Origin of the sequence: Caballeronia eucalypticola (genome assembly GCF_047608185.1) — a bacterium.
Classification (GTDB): Bacteria; Pseudomonadota; Gammaproteobacteria; order Burkholderiales; family Burkholderiaceae; genus Caballeronia.
The window spans coordinates 1-25501 of record NZ_JBLKRU010000061.1; the positions used below are offsets into that span (position 1 = coordinate 1).

Here is a 25501-nt window from a genome sequence, read left to right on the forward strand (position 1 = left end):
TTCGTGCGCCGGAAGCGCGCCCAACAGATGATTGCCGTGCAGGTCTGATTTGAGGGTCAACATGATTTTTTTCTCTGATTCGTGCGCTGTGCGCCTATTTTTTATACTGGTCCGCCTCGTCTTCGTGATGCATCTGACGGCATTCATCGAAGACATGTTGCGACCAGCCCCGTAAGCAGACTCGCCGAAGTCGTGGGTTATTTTTAGACTCCGGCTGGTGCTGCACCACACATAAAGCGAGGACCGTGCCAGATCTCTGAAACCCAGTACCAGCATGGAGCCTCGTTGGATATGCAGCAGCACACAATGGGGACGAGAACGTTTTTGATTCACTCTTGAACAGTACAAACCCGAATGAACGCTATCTGTCCGATCAAACGCGCAAACGCTGTCGTCAGGTCAATGCCTTACTGGAAGGGCGTCCGAGTTTTGAAGCGATGTTTGAAAGCACCGGTTTGCTGGCGGCAAAACCCTAGTCGCATCAGCATTTCCCGGCCGTTTTAAAAGTGATACAGAAATGTCTGCTCAATCCGGCGTGGCCGGGAAAAGAGCGGCCGCCCTGCAGCCTCACAAGGTCCTTTCAAATCCCTGCGCTTTTTTGATCGGCTTTGCCGAATCAACGAATAAAGCATAGAGTCAGCGAAATAAATGAAGGTCCGGGATAAAAGCTACGCAGCTCAAGGGGGTTATTCGTCATGCTTTTTCGAATTATGGCGGCGCTACCGTTCATCGGCATTCTCATCGGTATTCCGTTCGTCAATCAGGTTGAACCGCTCGTCCTCGGCATGCCGTTCGTGCTTGCGTGGATCGTGATCTGGATCGTGCTGAGCGCGATCATCATGGGCATCATCTATCGGCTGGATCCGGTCAACCGGCAAGCCGTCAACGAAGCTGGCGAGGCCCGATCATGAGCAGCGCCCTCCTCATCATCATTGCAGTGACCCTGCTGGCGCTGTATCTGGGCGTACGTGCGCGGCGTGGTCACGACATGAATCTCGAGCAATGGACTGTCGGCGGCCGCAGCTTCGGCACGGCGTTCGTATTCCTCCTGATGGCCGGGGAAATCTATACGACGTTCACGTTCCTCGGCGGCAGCGGCTTCGCTTATGGCAAGGGTGCACCGGTCTACTACATCCTCGCCTACGGGACGCTTGCCTACATCCTCTCGTACTGGATGCTGCCGCCAATCTGGCGCTACGCAAAAAAGCACCGGCTCGTTTCCCAGCCCCATTACTTTGCTCGCAAATACGATAGCCCCGCGCTCGGCGTCCTGGTCGCGGTGGTCGGCGTGGTCGCGTTGATTCCCTATCTCGTCCTGCAGCTCAAGGGACTTGGCATCATCGTGGCGACCGCGTCGTATGGCGTGATATCGCCGACCATCGCCGTGTGGATTGGTGCGCTGGTCGTCACCGCGTACGTGATCCTGTCGGGCGTGCGAGGCTCGGCGTGGAATTCCGTGGTGAAAGACGTCCTGATCCTGAGCGTCGTGCTGGTGCTGGGCATCTACCTGCCCTATCACCTTTACGGCGGCATTGGCCCGATGTTCCATGCTATCGATGCCGCCAAGCCCGGCTTCCTCACCTTCCCCGCGAAGGGATCGAGCGTGTCGTGGTTCCAGTCAACGGTGCTGCTGACGGCGCTTGGTTTCTTCATGTGGCCGCATACGTTCGGTTCGGTGTACACGGCTCGCGATGAACGGATCTTCCGGCGCAACGCGATCATCCTGCCGGTGTATCAACTGATCCTGCTGTTCGTGTTCTTCGTCGGATTCGCTGCAACGCTCAAGGTGCCGGGCCTGAAAGGCGGCGACATCGACTTGTCGTTGTTCCGTCTGTCCATCCAAAGCTTCGATCCGTGGATTGTCGGTGTGATCGGCGCTGCCGGCGTGCTGACGGCGCTCGTCCCCGGCTCGATGATCCTTACCTCGGCGTCGACCCTTCTTGCAAACGATGTATATAGAGGAGCGATGAATCGTCAGGCCTCCGATGCATTTGTCGGCCGGCTTGCACGCTGGCTCGTGCCAGTCGTCGCGCTCGTTGCGATCTGGTTCACGCTGCAGGGCGGCAATACGATCGTCGCATTGCTGCTGATGGGCTATAGCTTCGTGACACAACTCTTCCCTGCATTGATAGCAAGCCTGATGCAACGAAGCCGCGCAACGAAACAGGGCGCCATGGGTGGCATCATCGCAGGCGTGGCCGTTGTGGTAGCGACCACGACAATGCACCTGAGCATCGGACAGATGTTTCCGTTCCTCCCCGATGCGGCAAAGGACATCAATATCGGCTTCCTCGCGCTGGCGTTGAATATCATCGTGTTTGTAGTCGTGAGTGCGGTCACGCAACCGCGTGTTGCAAGCGGTGCCGCGCGTGAAACCGATGGCGCATTACGTTGAGTCCGTCGAGTCGATCGAGCGGTGCGCGATTTGAAGTGCCGGCGCTTTCTTTTCTTAGTTCGCCGGCACAGCCAATATGAACGCCAACGAATGAACGCCAACGATCCCGCCACCCAGCAGGAGCCGCCTTCTCGTCCGGTGCTCGTCTGGGACATGCCAACGAGACTTTTTCACTGGCTGGTCGTCGTGCTGGTGGCGGCAGCCTACGTAACCTCGAAGCTGAACTGGATGGACTGGCACGTCCGCATTGGCGAGACGCTGCTGGCGCTGGTGGTGTTCCGTTTGCTGTGGGGGTTTTTCGGCAGTGAGACCGCGCGGTTTCACAATTTCCTGAGCGCGCCCGCCGCTGCATGGCGGTATCTGCGTCACGTGTTCCACCGCGAAGCCGACCTGCAGGTGGGGCACAATTCGGCGGGCGGTTGGATGGTCGTGCTTCTGCTAGCGTTGCTGCTGGGCGAGACGCTGACCGGGCTTTACGTCAATAACGACGTTGCGGACGACGGGCCGTTGACGCAATGGGTCCCCGCGGCAATCGCCAACGCAATCACGGCGTTGCACACGATCCTTTGGGATGTACTGCTTGCGGCGGTGGTGCTGCACGTGCTGGCTATCGCCGTCTATGCGATCGCCAAGGGTCACAACCTGCTGCGCCCCATGCTCACTGGACGCAAGCGCTTGCCGGAGCGCATCCGCGCGCCCCGGCAAGCGTCAGTCATATTGGCGCTGCTCTTGATGGTTGTCAGCGCCACCGCAGTAACGCTGCTCGCCACGTACCTCTGAGCGCGGCGTCCGTTACTTCGGCGGCACTACCTGACCGCGAATTTCCCCACCCGGATGATCCTTGGTGTGCACGTTGACGTACATCTGGCCCGCAACAAACTCTTGCGCGTCCGCCGGCGACAGCGTAGCGCTGCCTTTGAATGGACTCGTGACGGCTGCGCCTTTCTCTGACAACCAGACCTTCACAGGCGCATTCTTGCCGGACGCGGCGGGACCATGGAAGTGCGCCATGGTGGCGTCGCTCGACAAGCCGCTGAACGTGACTGTCCAGGTGACGACGCGGGTGTCGGGATCGTAGGAGATGTCGGCCGAGCCGTTACCCGAGGTTTGGACTGGGGGCACCTGCTGCGCGCCGGTGAGCGGCACGGTGAACGAGACGGGCGCCGCTTGCGCCAGGGTCATCGCCCCCGCACACGCGAGGCCGGCGAAAACCATGAGAGCACGTCGCGAGATGGAAACATCCATTTGATTATCTCCTGTCAATAGGTTTGAGGTTTGGCTGAGCCAAGACCACTTGAGCTTCACCTTAGGTTCATGTCAGGTTCACGTCCGGCTCAATTCACGAAAGCGAGAAAACTCAAATTTGCCCGTTCCTGCCAGCAGCCGGCATGACCACTTACGCTAGATCGCAAGGCCTGAGAACCCACTGAATTCACGAACAAATTCACGCTAGATCATGCTCGCCCGTGAATGATCTGACAAGCATGGAAGCGCCGAGGTTCACACGTGTTGTCGCGATAGTCGCGGAGTCCTGCCGTACTGCCGGACTAGACAGTGCTCGCAACGCAGAAGGACCGCTACCCTCGCGCATTCACCGCGCACGGTACGACTCCTGTATTAATGGTGCGAGATTCGTCGGTGTTCGCCCGCATTGCTGAACGTCGCGATGATGTGCGAGATTGAAGAAGCAAATGAAGAAGTAAAACTAACGGGACGTGGGGAATCGACTTTACAGTCCTTTCAAAAATAAGAGGCGTACATGTCCAGCGGGAAAGCAGTTGAAATCGCGGCACGGCTTGATCGGTTGCCACCTTCGCGTACGGTCTGGACGATGGTCATCCTGATCTCGCTTGGCGGTGTATTCGAATTCTACGACCTGTTCTTCACAGGTTACGTTGCGCCCGGGATGATCCAGTCCGGATTATTCAAACCGGAGTCGCTAGGCTTCTTTGCTGCTCTCCAGCCTCTTGCCGTTGCCGGCTTCGGCACCTTTGTGTTCGCCACATTTGCAGGACTATGGGTGGGCACCCTCGCGCTGGGTTATGTTGCGGACCGGTTCGGCCGGCGCCTGATCTTCACGTGGTCGCTGGTCTGGTACATGGTCTGCACGGTCATCATGGCGTTCCAGACTTCCGGGTTCGCGCTCGATATATGGCGCTTTATCGCGGGCATTGGCATTGGTGTCGAGCTGGTAACGATCGACACGTATATCTCCGAGCTGATCCCAAGCCAGGAGCGCGGCCGAGCTTACGCGATGAACCAGTTCATCACGTTTGCAGTCGTACCGGTCATCGCATTTCTCGCGTATGCATTGAACGGGACGCGGCCGCTCGGCCTCGACTATTGGCGAGTTGTAATCCTGATCGGGTCCGTGGGCGCCGTGGTTGTCTGGATCTTGCGTCGACATATTCCGGAGAGCCCGCGTTGGCTTGCGCGTCATGGCCGGACTGATGAAGCTGAGAAGATAGTCGCGGACATCGAACGCCGTGTTGTTGCGGAGAAGGGCATCATCCTGCCGCCGCCACAAGCGGTCTTGCCTGAAAGAGAAGGACGTGGCTCGCTCAAGGAAATCTTCGCGCCGGGTTATCGGCGCCGAACGATCATTCTCTCGATCTTCAACATGGCGCAAGTGATCGGTTTCTATGGCTTCGCCGCCTGGGTGCCGACGCTTCTGATCCATCGCGGCATTCATGTCACGGCAAGCCTCGGATATGCATTCGTCATTGCGATTGCAAACCCCTTTGGTCCGCTGCTGGGCATGTTGTTCGCCGACAAACTCGAAAGAAAAACGCAGATTTGCGGTGGGCTTCTCACGATGGCCATCGTGATCGCGATATTTTCCCAGGTCTCCACGCCATGGATCCTGATCGGGCTCGGCGTGTTGTTCACCTTGGCCGCGAACATCATGTCCTATGCTTACCACGGCTATCAAGCCGAGCTATATCCGACCCGCGTGCGGGCGCGCGCGATTGGTTTTGTGTATTCGTGGAGCCGGATTTCAGCGGCCTTCGCCGGGCTGGCGATCGGTATTCTGCTGCATGGATATGGCGTGACGGGCGTGGCTGTATTCGTCGGCATGTCGATGCTGGTGGCAATCTGCATGATCCTGCTTGGACCTTCCACCAAAGGGCTGGCGCTCGAGACCATCAACCATTGAATCGTTTGCGGTTGGTATTCATTCGCGGGCCTTCACCACGAGCGCGAGCACCAGCAGCGCCGCCAGGGACAATGCTACGTACTACTCGGTTTCATCTACCGCCGGATCACTCTCAGAACTTGTGGCGCATGCCAAGGATAAACATCTCCTGGCTGGCTGTGCCGTTAAAGCCATATGAGCCGATCGAAGCCTGTGCTGACGAAGTGGTGCCGTCCGGGTTGAGCTGGCTGCCGCTGGCATGCTGATAAGCGCCCACTGCATAAAGATCCGTGCGCTTGGACAGCGAGTAATCCGCGCCGATGCTAGCCTGATTATAAGTAGCCGACGTGTTGCCGCTCGCCTTCTCATACGAGTAGCCGACAGCAAACAACCAGGCTGGCGTGGCCTGGAAGTTAACGAACGCATTGCCAATGTTGTACTTCTCGGTGCTTGTGAAGGTCGAATCACCGTCGCTTTTGTATTGCGCGTTGCTATACGAACCGCCGACCGTGACAGGACCGATCGCGTACTGAATGGCCGCACGCGCTATACCCAGCGATTTAGCGGTCGTGTACCCGTTGTTGATCGCGCCGTCGAAGATTGCGTCTGACGATGAAGTCGGATCCCATCCGTCGCGAAACGCGCCTGCGGTCGGACTGGGGTTGGTGGCGAGGAAATAACCGGCGGCAATACCGAGCGGACCGTTGTTGTAGGTGACCGCCCCGCTGTAGGTATAGCCCTGGCCCGTGCGGCCGGCCAGACCGCTGAAGGCGTAGAGCCCCTCGAACTGCAAGCCGGAGTAATTAGGCGACACATACTTCACGGCGTTCGATACGCGCAGGCTGTTGTCGTAGTTGTCCACGTCGCCGGGGGTCGCAAAAATACTCCCGAAATAATTGTCCGCCGTGAGCGGTTGAACCATGTCTACAAGCGGATCATATTGTCGACCCAGCGTCAGGGTGCCCCAACTATCACCTGACAGGCCGACGAACGCCTGACGTCCAAATTCCCGGCCGCCCTGACCTAGCTGACCTGTGCCAATATCAAAACCATTTTCTAAATCGAAGATTGCCTTTATGCCGCCGCCAAGATCTTCCGAGCCCTTCAAGCCCCAGCGATCCCCTGACAACGTGCCATCGATAAATCCCCATCGCGCGCCTTGGCTGGTTTTTACATAACCCACGCCCGCGTCGATCGTTCCATACAACGTAACGCTGGACTGCGCCCGCGCTACCCCCGCCATACCAAGAAGCGCCAACGAGACCGCGCCAAGGGCTCTCTTCTTCATCTCTTTCTCCACGCTAAGACTCGGGAATAAGACACGGGAAAAAATTTTTCTTGCAACGTACTCAGACAATATCCAGCAGTTCGTCTATTACAATTCTTTTGATTGGTATACCTAAATAGATTTACAAATAAACGAAATGAAAAAAACCCGTCAAAACACTGTAATTGAGAGAGACCGCAAGCAGGCTCGCGGTCTCAAACTCGCACTGAAAATGTTTGGCAACAACTTTCGTGAAGAACGCGAGCCGAAGTTAATCTAGTCCAAAAAAACAACTTGTTCAATACCTCCTACATACGCAATTGTTGTTTTCTAGTGCCGAGTCGGTGCTAACTGTTCTGCAACGAACTCACGGAACATAAATTGCTTTTACAGGTGTTCTGAGTCATAGACCGCAACGGTTTCGACCGGCGAAAATTTGCACCATTCTGGCACTCAAAAAAGAAAATAAAACACGACAGTATTCGCGGATTCTTGCTAATACCGCTATTAATACGGCGAATATCCGCCGGTCGATTTTTTATTGTTCCGCCCCCTGTCGCGCGCGATCTGTCATGCGTATTTTTTACCTTTTAACAAATCCTCAATCATCACGGGCAGCGACCGGACTCGCACTCCAGTTGCGTGGAGGACCGCGCGGGTAATCGCCGCCGCATCGGTTTCCGCGAAACTCCCGCGCATGCCGCTCGTTGAGAATGGTATCCAGGAACCAGGAAGGTAACGGCAAGCGCCGGCGTGTCCGCAGCCATGATGTAGTCGGCGAGATTGCTGTTGATCGATGCACCCGTGCGTCGTCATAGGTCGTATGTTCAGCGCCCTGTCTGCCCAATCCCCGCCTACCGGCCGGCGACCGCCCGTGCGATTTTTCGGTCGGTTTTGTATTCGCTAAGCGCGTAGACCGACCAGATTGCAGCCGGGATCCAGCCAATAAGCGTAATCTGCAGCAGCAAGCAGATGATCCCGGCAAACGGCCGGCCGATCGTGAAGAACTGGAGCCAGGGCAAGAAAATGGCGAGCAGGAGGCGCATGAAGTTTTCCGTCGTGTTAGAAGAAGGCCGTCCAGAATCGGCGACCCCGTTTTTTCGTCGTGCAAGGACGTGATAACGGTCCGCTGGGCCAAAACTTTAGCCCTTTCTTTGTGGCAACGACAAGCGCTACGCTTGGAACATAGGGCGCATGCCAATTCGAACCATTGATTGGCTACATCTCCATGAGGCACAATCAATGCGTATTCGACACTGCAGATGGATCGAATCCAGCCGCTACCAGCGCCTGATGCAGCGTCTCGAAGATGTGCGATTCTCCCAGCACTGCGGTGATGCCGTGACGGTCCATATCGGCTCGCAGATACCGGTTGACGCGCGCAAACAGCACGTTGACATCGCGCTGCTTCAAACTCTCGCAGAATTCACCGAGAGTCCGGGCCGCCGAATAATCGAGGTCCGTAATCGCGCTGGCGTCCACGATCAACCAGTGCACAGTCGTGGGCGCGCGGTCGAGCATGCGGCGCACATCGTCGACGAAAAAATGATCGTTCGCGAAAAACAGGTCTGCGCCAAAGCGATACACAAGCAATCCCGGTGCGGTCTCGGTGCCGGGCGTGGCAGGCACTGGCGCCCAGCGTCCGTCAAGTGCCGGAGTGGGCGCAAGCATCATGGTGTGCGGATGATAACTATGGCGCACATGGCGCAGCAACGACAACGCAACCGCCAACAGTATGCCATCCTCAACACCGATCACCACCACCGCCAGGGCCGTGACAAGTGCCAGCGTAAGTTCACCCGGACTTTCGCGGCGGATGGCGTAGAGGCTCTTGACATCAACTAATCCGATCGCGATCGTGAACACAATGCCCGCGAGCACGCAGTGCGGCAGATACTGCAGCCACTTGCTGAAGAACATCAGCACCACACCGACCACGACCGCGAACACCACTTGCGCGAACTGGCTGCGTGCGCCGGCGCGATCCGCCATGGCGGTCTGGGTCGGACTGCCGTTGACCACGAACGCCCCGGTCACGGCCGCGACTGCGTTGGCTGCAGCAATACCCAGGATGTCCGCATCGGCGTCCACTGGTTCGCGATAGCGCTCTGCAAACACTCGTCCTGCCGCGACGCTTTGCGCAATGATCATCACGAAACAGGATGCGGCCACGGGCACGAGGTCCAGCGTCTGCTGCCAGGTTGCAAGCGGAAAACTCAGCGCTGGCAGACCGCCGGCAACCGGGCCTACGATCGAGATTCCGTGCCCGGCGAAGTCGTAGGCATAACTCGCCGCAATGCCGCCGATCACGGCGAACATGGCGACGGGAAGACGCGGCAGCAAACGCTTGAACACGAGAATACAGGTCACGACTGCAGCCGATATACCCAGCGTTGGCAGCGATATGTGAGCAAGATTCAGCGCTATTGATTCGATCTGAACCAGCGTGCGCGACGACCCTGTTGATATGCCAAGCATGTCGCCCAGCATCGCGACGCCGACCTGGACGCCGACCCCGGCCAGGAAACCGAGCAAGACCGTACGAGACAGGAAATCAGCCAGGAAGCCGAGCTTGAAGATCCGCGCGAGCAGCAACATTCCCGCAGTGAGCAGCGCAACGACCCCGGCTAGCGCCATGTATTGCGCGCTGCCGGCCGTGGCCATGGTCGAGAGATGGCTTGCGAAAATGGTAGCTGTCGCCGAGTCTGCTGCCACGACCAGATGACGGGATGCGCCGAAGAGTGCGAATGCGAGCAGCGGTAGAAATGCGGTGTAAAGGCCGGTCACGGCCGGCATTCCCGCGATGCGCGCATAGCCCAACACTTGCGGAATATCCATTGTCGCGAGTGTCACGCCGGCCAGGAGATCGCGGAGGGCGGCGCCGCGGCCAAGCGGCAATACGCCCGTTAGTAACTTAAAGCGCATTGCGCGTCCCCGAACGATGTTGGTTCCAATGGTCCAATAAAAATGAATTTTTCATTGACGCATCGTGCCGCAAGTTGCTTTGGTAGAGCAAGGGTTCTTCTTAGTTCGCGGTCATTGTGCATGCGCCGGGGTTGCCAGGTTCCCGCGTTGGCGGTCAGGGTCAATGCCGGGTTGATGCTTTCAGGGCTAGTGGCCTACTTAGGTTTGCTAATCTCTTTATCACTATTAGCCACTGCGCGTGGCGGCGCGTCATTTCCTGGTCCTTAGCGAAAGAAACGAAGCAAAGAAAACGCTTTCACCGCTCTACCCTAAGTGTCCACAGCGTGCAGTTTTGATTCATGGGTGCCCCAAAAGCACGGTGCTCGCCAGAGCTTAGGATGTGTGAACCCCTCTTTCTCCGAACACGGATACCCACACGCTTCGCCGCCAGTGATTGAACCTGCCCATGGGACACCCCGCGCTATCCGCGAACAACCTTCCTCCGAATTTGCACGGACGCGGGACCTCTTTAGCAAAGCCCATTGCTTAAGAATGCTTTTCGGGCGACTATATCTCTTGTGATTCTGGGCATTGGAACACTAAATCTTGTATTTTCCGCTAGCAAAACTGACCTGAATGCAGCATCTTCTACCCCCGCTTAACGCACTTCGCGCCTTCGAAGCCGCTGCCCGCTTAGGCAGCTTCAAGGCAGCCGCAGCCGAATTACACGTCACTCACGGCGCTGTGAGCCAACATATCCGTCTGCTAGAGGAATGGTTGGGCGCACCCTTGTTCGAGCGCCACAATCGGCGCGTCGTCCTCACACCAGCAGCCCGCGCGTATCTCGCTGAAATCGGACCGGCGTTCGAACAGGTCGCCTCCGCAACCTCCAGGTATGGTTATGTGGGCAGCGTATCGCCACGAGTCCTCCGGGTGAATGGACCCGCCACGTTCGCACTGCGCTGGCTCGTCCCAAGACTCGCAGGCTTTCAACGGCGGCATCCCGGCGTTGAGGTGAGTCTGGAGACGTCCAATGAGCCGGTAGAAGCACTGCAAGACACCTACGACATCATCATTCGTGGCGGCCCCGACTCGTTCTACGGCTATTCAATGCGCCCGTTCTTGTCAGAGGAACGCATACCGGTCTGCAGTCCCGCGCTGCTCAATCAACTGCCACTCAAGACAACGCGCGACCTGATCCATCACACGCTCCTGCATACATCAAGCCTCCCAAGGTTATGGAGCGACTGGCTCGCCAAAGCGAAGGTAGCCGATCTCAAGCCCGCCACCACGCTGACGCTCGATCATTTTTATCTCACGCTCCAAGCCGCGCTCGACGGCTTAGGGGTCGCGATGGGACCGACCGCCCTGATAGCGAATGACCTGGCATCCGGGCGGCTTGTCGCACCATTCGCCAGTCCACGTCTTCCTGCCCGCAGTTACTGTACTTATGTGCCGGAGGCCAAGGAAACGGACGAACTTGTTGTTGCCTTCCGCTCGTGGCTGGAACAAGAAGCCAATACATAGCACGGCGGGGCGTGGTGAAATAGCAAAGGCTTGCAGGGACTGGATCGTGGACGAATTCGACCTCATCACACTATCAGCATTCCTATGTATATGGAAATGAACAGTTCACCGATCCATGCCCCTGCACCACCCTTTATTTAAAATGCAGCTTAGTCCTGCGCATGCTCGGCTGCTTGTTCAATCAAAGCGGCCACTTCTTTCGGATGCGATTCATACACTGAGTGACTCGCGCCGGCTATCTCAACGGTATGGCTGTGCGCGCGGGCCGCGTACATCCGTTCCAGGTCAGGATTGATGATCTTGTCCGACTTCGCGACCATATACCAGCTAGGTTTGACCTTCCATGCGGGATCGGTCATAGGGGCCGAGAAAACCGCGGCCGATGTCGGCATCTGTGCGCGGGCTTCAAACTGAGCCTGCTTCAGCGGCAGGTCCGCAGCGAAATCGCCAGGGTAGTTGGCCGGATCGAGGAACAGGAAACCATCCGGTGTTTTCACAAGCGGGTGGGCCGAATTCGGAAACTTCTTGCCGTTGCCAACCTCGGTTTCATCCGTGTCCAACGCATGAGCAGCAATGTAGACCAGACCCGCTACATGGGAGTCATTTCCAGCCGATGTAATGATCGCGCCGCCATAGCTGTGGCCAACCAAAATAGCCGGGCCGTCCTGACGGTCAAGAATGCGTTTCGTGGCAGTCACGTCTTCCGCAAACGACGTCAACGGTTCCTGGACCAAGGTGACGTTATAACCGTCCTTGGTCAGGATATCGTAGACCGGTCTCCAACCCGAACCACCCACAAACGCACCGTGAACCAGCACGATGTTCTTGACAGGGCCTTTAGCAGGTTGAGTCTCTTGAGCCATGGCACCGGCTGAAATGAACGCGCTGGCAAGGATCGACAAAAGTAACGTAGCACGACGGGTCTTCATTTTTAATTCCTGGAAAGTGTGTGGTTTGCAATGGGACAAACACACGTATCCCTCCCGCTATTCCCATCGTGATCAAATATTTTTTGGATATTTTTAAATCCCCTTTGCACGGTCAGCGTTTTGTAAGGGACGCCTGATACAAGAGCAGTAACGCTTGCCAACGTCTGCCGCAAACAAGACCGCCTTATGAACCGGAAAACATTCTCCGACCGCGAACACACGGACCATCCGCTCATGGAATCAGCATGGCATGCTTGGCAACAGGGGGACATGACAGCAGCAGAACGCGCTTATCGTTGCGTGCTTGAACGGGATGATCGCAATGGTCTGGCGCACAACAACCTGGCGAATCTATTGCGGCAATGCGGGCAGTTCAATGAAGCCGAAACGCACTATTGCCGCGCGCTCGAACAGATGCCAGATTCTGCAGAAATCAGGAATAACCGCGCAGGGACGCTCGAAAAACTTCATCGGCATGAACAAGCGGAAACTGAATATCGTCGTGCGCTCGAACTGAAGCCGGACTTTGCCGAAGCCCGTTTCAACCTGGGGATGCTTCTTCTCTCCGCCGGCCAATATACGGAAGGCTGGCAATATTACGAAGCGCGATCGGAAGCGTTTGAAGAACACCGGCAGTTGCCCTTCCCTCAATGGAACGGTGAGGACCTGAGCGGCAAAACCCTGTTGCTCTTGCCGGAGCAAGGCTACGGCGACACCATACAGTTCGTCCGTTACGTGTCGCTGCTCAAGGCGCAAGGTGCGGCAAAGATATCGATGATCTGCCAACCCCTACTCGCGCCGCTTCTGCGTACGGTAGAAGGTATAGACGCGCTGATCACCGACCCGCAAGCGCTCCAAGGACACGATTACTGGGCTTCGTTAATGAGCCTGCCCTTACGCATGGGGACAACAGTCGCGTCGATTCCAGCAGGGATTCCCTATGTGGGCGTATTCACCAATCGTTTGGAGAAGTGGCAAGCACGCTTACCCGGCGACGACTTGCGGGTTGGGTTGGTTTGGAAAGGCAACGCCGAGCACGACAACGACGCGCAACGGTCGTTACGCCATTTTTCCGATCTGGCGCCGCTGTGGTCCGTGAGTGGAACTCGCTTCATCAGCCTGCAGGTAGGGGATGCTGAAATGCAGGCCGATGAATGCAAGGCGCTGCAACCCGCCCTTTGCCTGGGACGGGAGATTCGCGATTTTGGCGATACCGCGGCCATCGTTGCGCAACTGAATCTTGTCATCTGCGTCGATACAGCGATCGCTCACGTGGCCGGTGCGTTGGGCGTTGCATGCTGGTTGATGCTGCCGCAAACAGGAGTCGACTGGCGCTGGCATCGAACGGGAAACAACTCGCCGTGGTACCCCAAGGATATGTACCTGTTTCGCCAGGACCAGGGCGGCTGGCCCGCTTTGATCAACGAGGTCAAGGATGCGCTTGCCGACATCATGCGAAGCGCAAGTTAGCCGCACACGCGACGCATTGAGCGCTTGATCTGCCGCTTAAGCCTAAGCCGCCAAGTCCTATTCTTTATCAGCCTTGCTGGTTTCCTTCGCCGCCATGGCAACGAGATGTCTTGCTTCCCAGCTAGAGGCATCGATCGCGTACGCTTGCGTCGCATTGTCGGCAACACACTGCCAGTCACCCAGCGCACGGCAATGCCACGCGTGGTGCAGCAACGCATCGCGAGTATGTTCTCGGCTGGTGAGTTCCGTACGCATCTTTTCCAACTGACTGCTACCCTCGCTGCTCACCGATATCCTCGCAAGACCCCTGCGTGCCGCCGACAGATTCCCGGCCTGCAGCGCACTATAAAACGCATTGACATCCGGATGTTGTGCTCGCGTGGTTTCATCGCCGGCATTCTGTTGATCATTTAACGCGGATGGCTTAGCCGGCAAGACCGAGGCGCCTTGTGTCACCACCTGCCCGCTTTGGACCAGCGACCCCGTTGCGGGCGAGTGCATTTTTCCGATCTGCGGCGTGTGGCCAATGCCCGTAAGATAAGGTTTAGTCAACGTATAAGCGACCAGCGCACCCGCACAAAGCATGCACGCAAGCGCAATGCGTGCTGCGCGCCGTGACCGCGTGCGAGGCAATACGCCGCGCGCACTAACCTTCTCCGAATTCGGAGGGGAAAATAATTTCCCCAGACGCTGCATGATGGTCGGCGTATTACCGCATCGGCTGCATCCTTGGCCGCCACCGGAATAGGTGTTCCCGCATCGCTCGCAGGCGATCCATGCGGTGTGGTCGAATGAATCAAGCAGGCGCATATGATTCTCCATCAATTACATTGAGAGGGTCATCGGCTGCATCAGGACGCTGTGGTAGCTTTACTCATAGTCGCTGGGATCGCTCAACTCGTCCGCTTCATCAAGCGCCGCGCGCGTGGATATTCCCAGCTCCTGCATCAACCGGTGCAGATGCACGCGCGAAATGCCAAGGATGCGAGCGGCATCGACAACCCGGCCCTTATGCGCGAAGAGCGCCACCTCTATTGCCCGTCTGTCCGCCGAAGTCCTTGCTTCGCGAAGCAAGTCCGGCGCGAGTGAAACATGCTCCGCCAATTCAAGGTCGTCAGCGGTGATGAACTTGCCTTCAGACAAAACTATTGCGCGGCGGACACGATCGATCAGTTCTCGAACATTCCCGGGCCAGCCATAGTTATGCAACGCTGCAATCGCGTCCGGAGCAAACCCATGTATCCTGCGCGCGCGTTCATTTTTAAAGCGTTCAAGCGTGTGCGCGGCAAGATCCGTGATGTCTTTTCCTCTCACGCGAAGCGGCGGCTCCCCAATCTGAAGCACGCAAAGCCGGAAGAAAAGATCCGCCATAAACTTGCCTTCCGCGACGGCAGCTTGCATGTCCTTGTGCGTTGCCGTGATCAACCGTACATCTACATCAACGGACTCAAGACTGCCCAGGCGTTCGATCTTGCGTTCCTGGATAAAACGCAGCAACGCGGCCTGACTCTCACGCGGCAGGTTGCCAATTTCATCGATGAACAGCGTTCCGCCATACGCCTGCTCGACTCGCCCTATCTTGCGTTGCGTGGCACCTGGGAACGCTCCGCGTTCGTAGCCGAACAATTCCGAATGAAGGAGATCAGGCGCAACAGCGCCGCAGGTCACCGCCACGAAAGGCATGTCGCGGCGGACCGATCGCCCGTGAATCATCTGCGCGGTCAATTCCTTGCCGGTTCCCGACTCGCCCGAAATGAACACAGCGGCGTCACTGGCTGAGACCTTTCCAATGGTCCGATAAAGTTCCAGCATGGCCTCAGATGAACCTATCACGCCGTGGCCGAATGCATCCCCTAAAGCGTGCCCGAAAGGATCCTCTGACGCATCCTCAAGATCGGGTAGCACGACCTCTGAGCGAAGAACCTCCATATCGATGGCTTGCCCGATCACATCTACGATCCGCTCATGCGATGCCGGCAGCGTTACAAAAGCAAAGCAATGTGTAGCGATAAAGTCTCGAACAGCCGCCCGCCGTAGCGTCTCTTGCGATACAAGCGCGACCCATGCAACCAGCACTGAACGTGAGAGTTGCTGGACCCTGGCGAACCTCCCGTCGTGGATACCGTCTGTCAGATCGAGCAGCCCGGCCATAGGCTCACGCGCAAGCTTCGCCACTGCGTCGGCCCCCATCGCCGGCACGACAAACCAGGCAGGGTCACTGAGAAAACTTAGCAGCGATTCGTTCGGCTTACCTCCAATGTATAGAAGCGTGCGTTGTGCTCTGTCCATATTGTTATAAGTGGTTCTCTGGTAGGCCCGGCTTCACGACTGTAGTCACGACGGCTTTAAACAATTGCCCTAGGTGAGCAACCATTTCTTGTCTATCCGCCATCCTAGCGGGGCGATTTCATGACAGGTGAAACCAAACGTTAAGTTGAGTTTCTGTCGATGAAAAAACGTCGCGACATGTAACGAGAAAGCTTGGGTGGCCGTTCAGGAATCAACCAGGCAAGGTTCAGCACGGGGCTTGCCCGAGTTATTTTTACCGCTGCTTACCCCTGTGGACGCGTCAAAAATTCACAGACCTCGCGATACAGCAGCTTCACGCCCGGGCTCTTATCAAGTGCCCGCAGACATCCATGTACCAGTCCTTCCCCGAGCCAAAAATAGCCTTCCCCACCCGCCGCGCGAATGCGTTCGATATAGACGCGGGCATCGTCACGCAGAGGATCATGTTCAACGCCAACGGCTAATGTCGCCGGTAGTCCGCTGAAGTGAGGTGCGTCGAGTGGCGAAATCTGCGGATAAGGCACCCTGTCCTGCCAGTAAAGTTCGCGGTAAGCGTGGACGTCGGCAAGCGTGAGCATTGGGGCGTCAGCCTCGGTATCGCGCGCGGGCAATTCCGGTTCCCGTCCAAGCGCTGGATAGATCGCCACCACCCCCGTCACGCCGGCAACTCCCCGGTCACGAAGAATGGTTGCAACGCTAGCGGCAAGATTCCCTCCGGCACTATCGCCGGCGATTTGGAGCCTGGCGGGCAGTCCCGCAAAGGGCAACATGGCATTGATTGCTGCGAGTGTCACTTCGATGCAGTCTTCGTGCGCGGCGGGCGCGGGGTGCTCGGGTGCGAGCCGATAATCAACGGCGATCACGTGCATGCCGGTATCGGCCGCAAGGCGCGCGGTGATAGCTTCATGGCTATCAAGCGAGCCGAGCACAAAACCGCCGCCGTGGAAGTACAGCACGGTGCCGGCTTGAGCCGTGCCGTTCGTCGTTCGGTACAAGCGCAAGGGAATGCGATGTCCCGCGACAGAATCGAGCGCGCTCGTTTCAATGAGCAACCCATCGGGCAGCGCAGGCGTAAACGCCTTTGCGTAGTTGTCGTAGAGAACGCGTTGCTCGGCAATTGTCATGGTGGCCGTGTCCGGCGGATACATCTCGGAAGTCCGCCGGACAAACTCCATCATTTCTGTTTCGAGCATTGATTTTTTATCCGTTGTTAAACATGCCAAGGCAACGCTTAAACTCCAAATACTTAGTTATCCGACTTTAATCTCTCCCCTTAAGACCGTCGAATTTTCATTGAGACTCCTCGTTGTCATCAAAGGGGCCCGCACATGAGATCAAAGCGAAGGACGTACGGTACAAGCTCAAATTATCTTTGTATCGCCTGCTTACGACTGCGAGTTGACTCCTTGCGACGTCATGAAAATGTTTGAATCGCTCGCAAAAGCTTCGCCCGGATTGCCAAACGGGAGAGACTGAGAAGACTCAACTAAGCTTCTTCGCGGCTCCAGATCCCCGTTGCCGCCGTCTCCCGCACGTAGGCGCTGAAATCACGCGGAGGCCGCCCAAGTGCGCGAATGACACCGTCCTCCACGGAGGCATTTCGGCCGTCCAGTACATCCGTGAAGAGATAGTGGATAAGCTCGACTGTTTGTGCCGGAAGCCCGGCTTCCACAAGCGCTTCCGTGTACTCCGTCATGGACAGCCTCGTGAACCGGATCGATCGCCCGAATGTTCGGGCAATCTCCGCGACCGCTTCGGCGAAGGTCACCAGACGCGGGCCGGTTAGTTCGTAGAGCTGTCCGGCATGGCCGTTCTGCGTCAGCGCAGCTATCGCGACGTCGGCTATATCGTCAGCATCGACAAACGGCTCGCCAATGTTCCCAACGGGCAATGCAAGCTCGCCGTCGCGTATCGGCTCCAGGAAATGCGCCTCGCTAAAGTTCTGCGCGAACCAGCTCGCGCGCAGCAGCGTCCAGTCGACGCCGGCATTGCGCACAAGGTCTTCACAGCGCTGTGCTTCCGGCTCGCCGCGCCCGGACAGCAGCACGAGACGCCGGACGCCGCTCGACACAGCCAGATCGGTGAACGACTGGATTGCGCCGGTCGCCCCAGCGACGGACAAATCCGGGTAGAAGCAGATGTAGACGGCGCTGACGCCCTTGAGCGCGGGTGCCCACGTGGGAGTAATCATTCCAGTCGAACGGCGGCGTGGCGGCCCGCGAACCGTGCCGCACGGGGAGATTGCGGGCGGCAAGACGCGCCACTATCCGACGGCCTGTCTTGCCCGTGCTTCCGAGCACCAAAATGGGATTTGTAGCTGGTCAATTCCTCCAGATAAGCACCGCACCGTGCGGCGACCGTGAATCCAGCGTAATGTGAACTCTAAAGACGAACAATGACATTACGTCTTGATTTAATGCTCATTCGTCCAGTGAAATGGACGAACTGGCACGCAGCAGCAACCGGCTGAATTACACTATTTCCCATGACCGACCTGCCCGCACCCGACGATCCGCTCGGCGAAGCGCTCCACTTCCTGCGCATGAGCGGCACTTTTTATTGCCGGTCGGAATTCACCGCTCCATGGGCCCTCGAACTCCCGGCGTTCGATCAGTGCCTGATGTTCCACGTCGTCACGGCTGGCGAGTGTCTGCTCGAAGTGGACGGCGTCGAGCCTCGCTTGCTGCGCCCCGGCGATCTCGCCCTCGTTCCGCACGGTGCGGGACATCGGCTGATGAGCCACGCGGGCGTCCCGGCAGGAAAACTCTTCGATCTGCCGCGCGATGCAATCAGCAATCGCTATGAAGTTCTTCGCCACGGAGAAGGCGGCGCGGCCACGACCATGATCTGCGCCGTCGTGCGTTTCGACCACCCGGCAGCGCATCAACTGATTCGCCTGTTGCCCCGGCTGATTTGCGTCGATACATGGAAATCGCCGGAAACAGAGTGGATCCAGAGCACGCTGCGATTCATCGCGGCCGAGGCGCAGCATCTGAACCCGGGAGGGGAAACTGTCATCACACGGCTAGCCGATATTCTCGTCATCCAGGCTATCCGGTCCTGGATCGCCAATGCTCACCAAGCGCAGACGGGATGGCTCGGCGCAATACGCGACAAGCAGATCGGGCGAGCCATTACGATGATTCATCGCGATCCGGCAAGCAACTGGACGGTGGCATCGCTGGCAGACGAAGTCGGCATGTCACGCTCGGCGTTTTCCGCGCGCTTCACGCAACTCATCGGCGAACCGGCCATGCACTACGCCATGCGGTGGAAAATGCAGGCGGCGCTTACGCGGTTGCGAGAGACGGATTCATCGCTTGCGGAATTGGCAAGCTCCCTTGGATACGACTCCGAAGCCGCCTTTAGCCGCGCATTCAAGCGAATCACGGGGGTTGCGCCCGGGGCAGCGCGACGCAACGCTCGAAACGGCGGCGGCGCCGATTCAGGCGGATACCCGCTGGTGGTGCAGGACGCTACACACTCCGAGATTGGCTAAGGTCACGCGGATTAACGCCTGCCACATGATCTTTTCTGACAATCAGCTAAACGCAGATTGTCGACCTGTGCGCGTTTTCCCTTGGATTCAGCAAAGATCGTTAGCCTGTACTATCGAAAGAGCGTTGGGCGCCACCCTCTACGCCTGAGGAGCGTCGACGTTTCCGCGAACGTGAACATATCTTAGGGAGAGGCACATGACAAAGCCCGAGTACAGCGACCCGTTCAGTCAGTTTTCCGCGATGTTCCAGCAGTACAAACTTCCGGGATTCGACGTGCAGGCAATCCTGGATGCGCGCAGAAAGGACGTCGAAGCACTGGCGGCCGCGAACCGCGTCGCATTCGGCGGCATGGAAGCGCTTCGAGATAAACAGATCGAAATTCTGCGCCGGGCCCTCAACGACTTCCAGGGCATTGCGCAGCAGTACGCCACCACGCCGGCCAAAGCTTCATCCAATCCGACCGAAGTCGTTCAAAAGGCACTGCACCAGGCCCTCGCCGATATGCAGGAAATCGCTCAAAAAACACAGCAGGCCCAAACCGAAGCGTATGCCATTGTGACGAAGCGAATTGAAGAGGCGGCCAAGGAATTGAAGTCGTCGCTGGAGCAGCCTAAGGGGTAGCGTCCTGTCGGCACTCACCGGGAACGTCAGCGCCGCTCCCGGTTTTCTCCACTCTATCTGCTTGACTAACCCCCTCTCTTGAGCGAACTCTGCGCCGCTAAGCAGCTGCTAAACAGCCGCTAGCCGCGGGCGTGGATCGACCGTTATTACATCCGAGGTAATTGAACGTATTCGTGCGATCGCTAAGATTGCAGTCATCTGCTTGCGGTACCCGCGTTTAAAAAAAGCGTCGCATGGAGATACAGACACATTTCGTTCAATCAATGGTAAAGGAGTTAGGAATGCATAGTTTTACACTTCACACAATCGAATCGGCGCCGGAAAAATCCAAACCCACATTGCGTGCGTTGGAAGAGAAGTTTGGATTCTTACCAAACGTGATGGCGACCATGGCAGGCAACCCCGTGCTCCTCAACGGCTTTGCAGCCAGCTTCTCAAGCTTTCACGGCGGAAGCCTGGACGAGTGCGAAAAGCAGGTTCTGCTGCTCACCAACGCGGTCACGATCAAATGCCCGTGGACCGTTGCGGCTCACTCCACCTTTGCGCTTGAGGACGGCATGAAGGAGTCGGACGTCAAAGCGATCCGCGAAGGGAGATTGCCGGATGATCCGAAGTACGCGGCCCTGTCGGGCATGAGCCGGGCCTTGATCCAAAAACGAGGGAACGTATCCCAGGAAGACATCGAAAACTTTACTTCTGCGGGGTATTCAGCGCTTCAGGTTTTCGAAGTCATCACGAGCATTGGTGTGTCCACCATGGCCGCCACCACGACGAACATGGCTGGCACGCCTGTAGAAGAGCGCTTTAAGGCGCAGGCATGGACGGCTGCCTGACGAAAGGATCGCGCATGGATCGGTTCGCGCCGAACCCTGCGCGATTGCAGTCGTTGCTGCGACTTATCGAGTTAAGCGTATTCTTGTGCACTGAATTAAAAACCGCGAACGTAGGCGTTATTCTTATATGTCCCGCGCGGTGGCTCCTGAACAATGACCTGAATCCTGTTGCCAATGAGAGACCCATGAATTCCCCACGCCTCAACGCAAAGCCACCTGCCAGCGAGCTCGGCTTGCTGCTGCGCCAATGGCGCGACATGCGCGGCAGAAGCCAGTTTGAGTTATCACTTGATGCGGGCGTCTCGCAACGGCACATCAGTTTTATTGAAAGCGGGCGCAGCGTTCCGAGCCGTCAAATGTTGCTGGATATAGCCCAGGCGCTGGACATTCCTCTTCGTGAACGCAATCCATTATTGCTAGCGGCCGGCTACGCTCCCATCTATCAGGAAACCGCGTGGGGCGCACTCGAAATGCAGAGTGTGACCAACGCGCTAGGGCGCATCTTGCGTCAGCACGAACCTTTTCCTGCGATGGTAATGGACCGTTATTGGAACGTGCTCATGACCAATGAATCCTCGCCACGGTTCTTCAATTGCTTTATCGACCTGTCTGCGCGCAAGAGCCCTCGCAACATGCTGCATCTCATGTTCGACCCGGAAGGCATGCGCCCGTTTGTTGCCAACTGGGAGGATGTGGCAAAAAGCCTGATCCAGCGGGTTTATCGTGAATCCGTGGGGCGCGTCATTGATGACAAAACCCAAGGATTACTCGCGGATCTCCTCGCCTACCCCGATGTCCAGACAGCGTGGAAATCGCCTCATGCGATGAACGCCACGCCCGCTACACGCACCATGCCAGTCATCCCCATCAGCTTCGTCAAAGACGATGAAGTGCTGAGTTATTTTTCCATGGTCACGACTGTAGGAACTCCGCAGACGATCGCCGCGCAGGAGCTGCGTATTGAATGTTTGTTTCCGGCGGACGATGTCACGGAAGCACGCCACGTTGTAATGCTTGACGAGGTTTCGGCTAAGTGAAGGAATTGTGCTTGCCATGCAAGCCTGACCGTTCACCGGGAAATCACCGTGAATACCCACCAGTGAATTGACGGTCGAACAAGCGAGACGCTAGAGAGCGCCCCGCACTACCGCGACTTGCGGAAAAATTATTGCGGATAAACGCTCACGAGAAATTCACCGAATGTATCGAATACGGGCCTGTTTTCGAGCACCACATCAACGGTGGGCAATTCCGGATTTTCTTCTTCAACAACCATAAAACAGAACTCGGGCGCCGCCGACGAAAGTGCTGCCCGGGCTTCAGCCAGGTTCCGCTCTGCATCGAGAAGCAAGTTTGTCTCTTCCGCAGCCAAGGGCCGTCCAGACGATGGCGGACCTTTACGAATCATGTGCACGGTCAGCTTTGCTTCGTTGATCGATGCGGGGGGCACCAGGTGAAACTCGCAAAGCGAGAGCGTTCCTCGCGTCTCTGCAATCTCCAGCGAAAATTGCATGCCCTCATAGGCCGCGGTGTATCGCTTCGCCTCGCCAGCTGCCGTGAACCCGCCTTTGATAAAGTGGTTCTTGAATTCGGCGACCGCCGTGCTCTTGGCCTGCACCACGGCGGCATTCAACCGCTCGGCGAACTGCCTTTGCAACGGCCCGACCTGAGCCTTCAATTTTGCAATTTCTTTAACGGTTCGAAGATCCATCATTTTTCTCTGTGGGTTGCCAGGCGGCTGTGCCGCTCTGGCGAAAAACCATTTGCACCGCCAGCAGGCGACGCATCCACTGGACGACACAGTGCTCAAACGAGGCCATTGCGTGCATGGCGCGGCCTGCAACGGCCTCAACGGTTTGATCGTGACCGAACCTGCCGCTCAAGGCGCGATGCCCAGCGCGGGCCTTGCATGAACGGCAAGCCCGATAACGTGGCGACGCTTTAGTCGAATGGACGGACGAACACATCGCGCCGGGTCGGATCCGAAACAAACTTGAACAAGGACATGCCTGCAGGTTTGGCTTTCAGGTCGCCATTAATGGCGGTATGCACGGCCGTAAAGGTCTTCGCGACAGCATCGCTTAGTCCGCTTGTGCCAGCAAGAATGGGCGCCCGCGCACAATAATCCCGGACAAACGTGTTTCCCGATGCTTGCAACAGCGAAACCATGACTTCGAAGTCAGTGCCATGTATGCGATGGCTTACAACCAACTTCCCTTCTCCGTGCCCGGCTAGCAACTCTTCTACGATCTGGCGATTCATTTGTACTGACTTCTCCTTTGGCCGTCGTGCAGCAGCGCTGCACGACCGGCACCCGCGACTGATATCGACGCAATGGGTGCCCCCTTCAGGGGAACACAAATCGGGCGAACAAAGGCAATTCTTTTTAAGCACCTTTTTCGCGCCTTAGTCATGAAGTGCGAAATACGCCCTGTTTCGTCTCTTTCGGAGCCATTTTAAGTACGGAAACACCGAAACAACGGGAACGAATCAATCAGATGCTTAACAAGTCCCTGCAGACTCATTCCCCGCGGGTGCGCCCAAAAACCTGATCAACCTTGCCCGACACCGCCAGTTCTCCCCACCCGATTAAAACATTTCGCTTGGCGCACCGTCGCGCTCGCTCATTGCCACCTCTTGATAGAATCGATGAAATCAATGGTTGTCTAACGATTGATCACACCATTGGAGTTCAATTTGGCAACTTACGAAGTCGATTTTTTCTACAGCTCGGCCGAAGCACCTGAATCTTACAATCAGCACATGACTCACCATACGGTCTCCGGCGTGCCTGATTATCTTCTCGGTGAAGCCGCCGTGGCGCATATCACCGCCCGCTTGCTGCATGACAATCCTACTTTCAGGCGGATTCGTAATCTAAAGATCCTGAGCACGGGGGCTCCGACGAATTCAAGCAAGCCGACCGGTGAGTAAAGCGGCGTTGCGCCAGCTTCTCGCACGCGCGCCTCATGCAAGTGCTCGTTCATCCAATGCCAAGCCGTGCATTTCCAGCGTTTGCATGCGAGTGTCGTAGCATGACGGCTTACTAAGCGAGAAGCCTGAACGAGAAGCGAGACGCGCGCCCATGTCCGATTACCTGTCGAATCAAAAGCTGCGCCGGTTCGCCTCGATCATGGCGCTCGCTGTCGCGCTCACCCTGGTCGGCGTCAAGGCCTGGGCATGGCTTGCGACGGGCTCGATCGCGCTGCTCACCTCTGCGGCCGACGGCCTGGTCGATGTCGTCGCGTCCTTCGTCACCTTCGCAGGCGTCCGGTATGCAGGGCGTCCTGTCGACCGGGGTCATCGTTATGGACATGGCAAAGCGGAAGCCGTAGCCGCGCTGGTGCAAGCCTTGTTGCTCACGGGCGCGGCCGTGGGACTGGGAATTGAATCGATCCAGCGCCTGTTCGTCCCGCAACCGCTCACCGACATGGGCTTCGGTTTATGGGTAATCATCGCCAGCCTGATCGCTGCAGGCGGACTCGTTTCGTTGCAAACCTATGTCGTCAAACGAACCGGGTCGACAGCCATTGCCGCGGACCGGGCGCACTATGTCACCGACGTTGCGGTGAACATTGCCGTGCTGGTCGCGCTCGCGCTTGAACGCTTTTTTGCGTGGACCCGGTCGGACGCAATAGGTGCGTTGGCCATTTCCTGCTACATGCTATGGAATGCGCGGGACATGGCACAGCAAGCGTTGATTCAGCTGCTCGACCGGGAACTCGACACCTCGGACCGCGAGCGGATCCGGGCCACCGTGCTGGGTTGCGAAGGCGTTCAGGGCGTGCATGACATCCGCACTCGACATGGCGGCGACCGGGTGTTCGTGGAATTCCACGTCGAGGTGGACGGAGCCATGTCGGTTGAACAAGGCCACAGCATTGGAGACCATGCAGAAGACGCGGTGCGATCGATATTCCAGGCAGCCGATGTGGTCGCTCATCTGGAACCTGCCGGCATTGATGACCGGCGCCTGGACGATCTGGTCAAGTGATTGAGCAAGCGCACGACGCAAGCGCCAAGCGAGCGGGAATTAACGAATACGCCTTTCGCGGCACAACGCGACCAGAGCACTCAACTGGCTGAGGTCGGCCGGCTTGATCAGAAATAGTTGTGTGAAAACAAGGTCTCCAGCGGATAAGCATTCTTCATGATCGGCGACTTGATCATGACGTAACTAGAGTACTTTTCAATACCGATGTTCCGCGCCAGCAAGTCCTCAATCAGGCTCTGATAGTGCCCGACGCTGCGGGTGACAAACTTGAGCAAGTAGTCATAGCCGCCACTCGCCAGATGGCATTCAACAATTTCGTCCACCTCGCGAATGGCCGCGACGAAGCGCGTAGAATCCTCACGCCGGTGGTCCGCGAGCGTGACCTGTGTGAACACACTCTGGACGTCGCCCATTTTCTCCAGCAGGATCTGCGCGGCATAACCCGCGATATAGCCCGCGCTCTCAAGGCGCTTCACGCGAATCAGGCAAGGACTGGGGGATAGGCCGACAGCATCGGCAAGCTCAACGTTAGTAATACGACCATGCGTCTGTAGGCGAGAAAGAATTCTCAGGTCGATCCGGTCCAACTTGCAGTGTGTGCTCATCAAAACGTCTCCCAAATCAATTGCTCAAGCG

At 57.3% G+C, this 25501-nt stretch carries 25 protein-coding genes and 1 pseudogene; 13 read left to right on the forward strand and 13 right to left on the reverse strand.

All coding sequences use genetic code 11. From position 1 onward, the window contains the following. A pseudogene (locus ACMX25_RS36575) lies at window positions 1-276 on the reverse strand (hypothetical protein); the annotation flags it as partial. Window positions 277-335: 59 nt separating this feature from the next. On the opposite strand from ACMX25_RS36575, the gene ACMX25_RS36580 reads away from it, so the two are divergent. The 4 genes from ACMX25_RS36580 (at window position 336) to ACMX25_RS36595 (ending at window position 3175) form a co-directional block, all read left to right on the forward strand. Further along, the gene (locus tag ACMX25_RS36580; RefSeq protein WP_414954754.1) at window positions 336-476 is read left to right on the forward strand and encodes a hypothetical protein; all 141 of its coding nucleotides are present in this window, start codon (window positions 336-338) and stop codon (window positions 474-476) included. Between the two features lie 219 nt (window positions 477-695). Continuing rightward, window positions 696-911, forward strand: coding sequence for a DUF3311 domain-containing protein (locus ACMX25_RS36585; RefSeq protein WP_414954755.1), 216 nt, complete (start codon window positions 696-698; stop codon window positions 909-911). Next, complete coding sequence (locus ACMX25_RS36590; RefSeq protein ID WP_414954756.1) at window positions 908-2395, forward strand: sodium:solute symporter family protein; 1488 nt, start codon at window positions 908-910, stop codon at window positions 2393-2395. Before ACMX25_RS36585 ends, ACMX25_RS36590 begins: the two co-directional genes overlap by 4 nt. Window positions 2396-2485: 90 nt before the next feature. After that, window positions 2486-3175 carry a cytochrome b/b6 domain-containing protein gene (locus tag ACMX25_RS36595; protein WP_414954757.1) on the forward strand — a complete coding sequence of 230 codons (690 nt, stop codon included), beginning with the start codon at window positions 2486-2488 and terminating at the stop codon, window positions 3173-3175. Window positions 3176-3187: 12 nt separating this feature from the next. On the opposite strand, the gene ACMX25_RS36600 is transcribed toward ACMX25_RS36595, so the two are convergent. Further along, on the reverse strand, window positions 3188-3640 hold the full coding sequence (locus ACMX25_RS36600; protein WP_414954758.1) for a CHRD domain-containing protein: 453 nt from the start codon (window positions 3638-3640) through the stop codon (window positions 3188-3190). 586 nt (window positions 3641-4226) lie between these two features. Here ACMX25_RS36600 and ACMX25_RS36605 point away from each other — a divergent pair. Beyond that, complete coding sequence (locus tag ACMX25_RS36605; RefSeq protein WP_414954785.1) at window positions 4227-5552, forward strand: MFS transporter; 1326 nt, start codon at window positions 4227-4229, stop codon at window positions 5550-5552. Window positions 5553-5664: 112 nt separating this feature from the next. On the opposite strand, the gene ACMX25_RS36610 is transcribed toward ACMX25_RS36605, so the two are convergent. From ACMX25_RS36610 to ACMX25_RS36620, 3 genes are all read right to left on the reverse strand, one after another. After that, the gene (locus tag ACMX25_RS36610; RefSeq protein ID WP_414954759.1) at window positions 5665-6819 is read right to left on the reverse strand and encodes a porin; all 1155 of its coding nucleotides are present in this window, start codon (window positions 6817-6819) and stop codon (window positions 5665-5667) included. A gap of 833 nt (window positions 6820-7652) precedes the next feature. Further along, on the reverse strand, window positions 7653-7844 hold the full coding sequence (locus tag ACMX25_RS36615) for a YqaE/Pmp3 family membrane protein (protein ID WP_031360535.1): 192 nt from the start codon (window positions 7842-7844) through the stop codon (window positions 7653-7655). Between the two features lie 193 nt (window positions 7845-8037). Continuing rightward, window positions 8038-9723 (reverse strand): SulP family inorganic anion transporter, encoded by a 1686-nt coding sequence (locus ACMX25_RS36620; protein ID WP_414954760.1) that lies wholly within the window; start codon window positions 9721-9723, stop codon window positions 8038-8040. 615 nt (window positions 9724-10338) lie between these two features. On the opposite strand from ACMX25_RS36620, the gene gcvA reads away from it, so the two are divergent. After that, on the forward strand, window positions 10339-11229 hold the full coding sequence (gene gcvA / locus ACMX25_RS36625; RefSeq protein ID WP_414954761.1) for a transcriptional regulator GcvA: 891 nt from the start codon (window positions 10339-10341) through the stop codon (window positions 11227-11229). Window positions 11230-11378: 149 nt separating this feature from the next. Here gcvA and ACMX25_RS36630 read toward each other — a convergent pair whose 3' ends face one another. Then, on the reverse strand, window positions 11379-12158 hold the full coding sequence (locus ACMX25_RS36630) for an alpha/beta hydrolase (RefSeq protein ID WP_414954762.1): 780 nt from the start codon (window positions 12156-12158) through the stop codon (window positions 11379-11381). Window positions 12159-12392: 234 nt separating this feature from the next. Between ACMX25_RS36630 and ACMX25_RS36635 the strand changes: the two genes are divergently transcribed. Beyond that, window positions 12393-13628, forward strand: a complete 1236-nt coding sequence (locus ACMX25_RS36635; protein ID WP_414954786.1) for a tetratricopeptide repeat protein — start codon at window positions 12393-12395, stop codon at window positions 13626-13628. Window positions 13629-13685: 57 nt separating this feature from the next. Here ACMX25_RS36635 and ACMX25_RS36640 read toward each other — a convergent pair whose 3' ends face one another. From ACMX25_RS36640 to ACMX25_RS36655, 4 genes are all read right to left on the reverse strand, one after another. After that, window positions 13686-14438 carry a hypothetical protein gene (locus ACMX25_RS36640; RefSeq protein ID WP_414954763.1) on the reverse strand — a complete coding sequence of 251 codons (753 nt, stop codon included), beginning with the start codon at window positions 14436-14438 and terminating at the stop codon, window positions 13686-13688. Window positions 14439-14498: 60 nt separating this feature from the next. After that, window positions 14499-15917: a sigma-54 dependent transcriptional regulator gene (locus tag ACMX25_RS36645; protein ID WP_414954764.1), complete on the reverse strand. Its 1419-nt coding sequence runs from the start codon at window positions 15915-15917 to the stop codon at window positions 14499-14501. A 263-nt stretch (window positions 15918-16180) separates the two neighbouring features. Further along, complete coding sequence (locus ACMX25_RS36650) at window positions 16181-17110, reverse strand: alpha/beta hydrolase (RefSeq protein ID WP_414954765.1); 930 nt, start codon at window positions 17108-17110, stop codon at window positions 16181-16183. Window positions 17111-17403: 293 nt separating this feature from the next. Next, window positions 17404-18108 carry a Rossmann-fold NAD(P)-binding domain-containing protein gene (locus tag ACMX25_RS36655; RefSeq protein ID WP_414954766.1) on the reverse strand — a complete coding sequence of 235 codons (705 nt, stop codon included), beginning with the start codon at window positions 18106-18108 and terminating at the stop codon, window positions 17404-17406. A 294-nt stretch (window positions 18109-18402) separates the two neighbouring features. On the opposite strand from ACMX25_RS36655, the gene ACMX25_RS36660 reads away from it, so the two are divergent. From ACMX25_RS36660 to ACMX25_RS36675, 4 genes are all read left to right on the forward strand, one after another. Further along, a complete protein-coding gene (locus ACMX25_RS36660; RefSeq protein WP_414954767.1) occupies window positions 18403-19416 on the forward strand; it encodes an AraC family transcriptional regulator in 1014 nt (337 codons plus the stop codon). Window positions 19417-19612: 196 nt separating this feature from the next. Then, on the forward strand, window positions 19613-20038 hold the full coding sequence (locus ACMX25_RS36665; RefSeq protein WP_414954768.1) for a phasin family protein: 426 nt from the start codon (window positions 19613-19615) through the stop codon (window positions 20036-20038). A gap of 281 nt (window positions 20039-20319) precedes the next feature. Further along, a complete protein-coding gene (locus ACMX25_RS36670) occupies window positions 20320-20871 on the forward strand; it encodes a carboxymuconolactone decarboxylase family protein (RefSeq protein ID WP_414954769.1) in 552 nt (183 codons plus the stop codon). A 185-nt stretch (window positions 20872-21056) separates the two neighbouring features. Further along, window positions 21057-21908 (forward strand): helix-turn-helix domain-containing protein, encoded by an 852-nt coding sequence (locus ACMX25_RS36675; protein WP_414954787.1) that lies wholly within the window; start codon window positions 21057-21059, stop codon window positions 21906-21908. A 128-nt stretch (window positions 21909-22036) separates the two neighbouring features. Here ACMX25_RS36675 and ACMX25_RS36680 read toward each other — a convergent pair whose 3' ends face one another. Together ACMX25_RS36680 and ACMX25_RS36685 are read right to left on the reverse strand one after the other, a co-directional pair. Beyond that, window positions 22037-22681 carry a hypothetical protein gene (locus ACMX25_RS36680; protein ID WP_414954770.1) on the reverse strand — a complete coding sequence of 215 codons (645 nt, stop codon included), beginning with the start codon at window positions 22679-22681 and terminating at the stop codon, window positions 22037-22039. 131 nt (window positions 22682-22812) lie between these two features. After that, the gene (locus ACMX25_RS36685) at window positions 22813-23133 is read right to left on the reverse strand and encodes a hypothetical protein (RefSeq protein ID WP_414954771.1); all 321 of its coding nucleotides are present in this window, start codon (window positions 23131-23133) and stop codon (window positions 22813-22815) included. Window positions 23134-23568: 435 nt separating this feature from the next. On the opposite strand from ACMX25_RS36685, the gene ACMX25_RS36690 reads away from it, so the two are divergent. Further along, on the forward strand, window positions 23569-23805 hold the full coding sequence (locus ACMX25_RS36690) for a hypothetical protein (protein ID WP_414954772.1): 237 nt from the start codon (window positions 23569-23571) through the stop codon (window positions 23803-23805). Window positions 23806-23956: 151 nt separating this feature from the next. Then, window positions 23957-24865, forward strand: a complete 909-nt coding sequence (locus tag ACMX25_RS36695) for a cation diffusion facilitator family transporter (protein WP_414954773.1) — start codon at window positions 23957-23959, stop codon at window positions 24863-24865. Between the two features lie 107 nt (window positions 24866-24972). Here the strand turns inward: ACMX25_RS36695 and ACMX25_RS36700 are convergent, their stop codons facing one another. Continuing rightward, a complete protein-coding gene (locus ACMX25_RS36700) occupies window positions 24973-25470 on the reverse strand; it encodes an Lrp/AsnC family transcriptional regulator (protein ID WP_414954774.1) in 498 nt (165 codons plus the stop codon). Window positions 25471-25501: the final 31 nt, after the last annotated feature.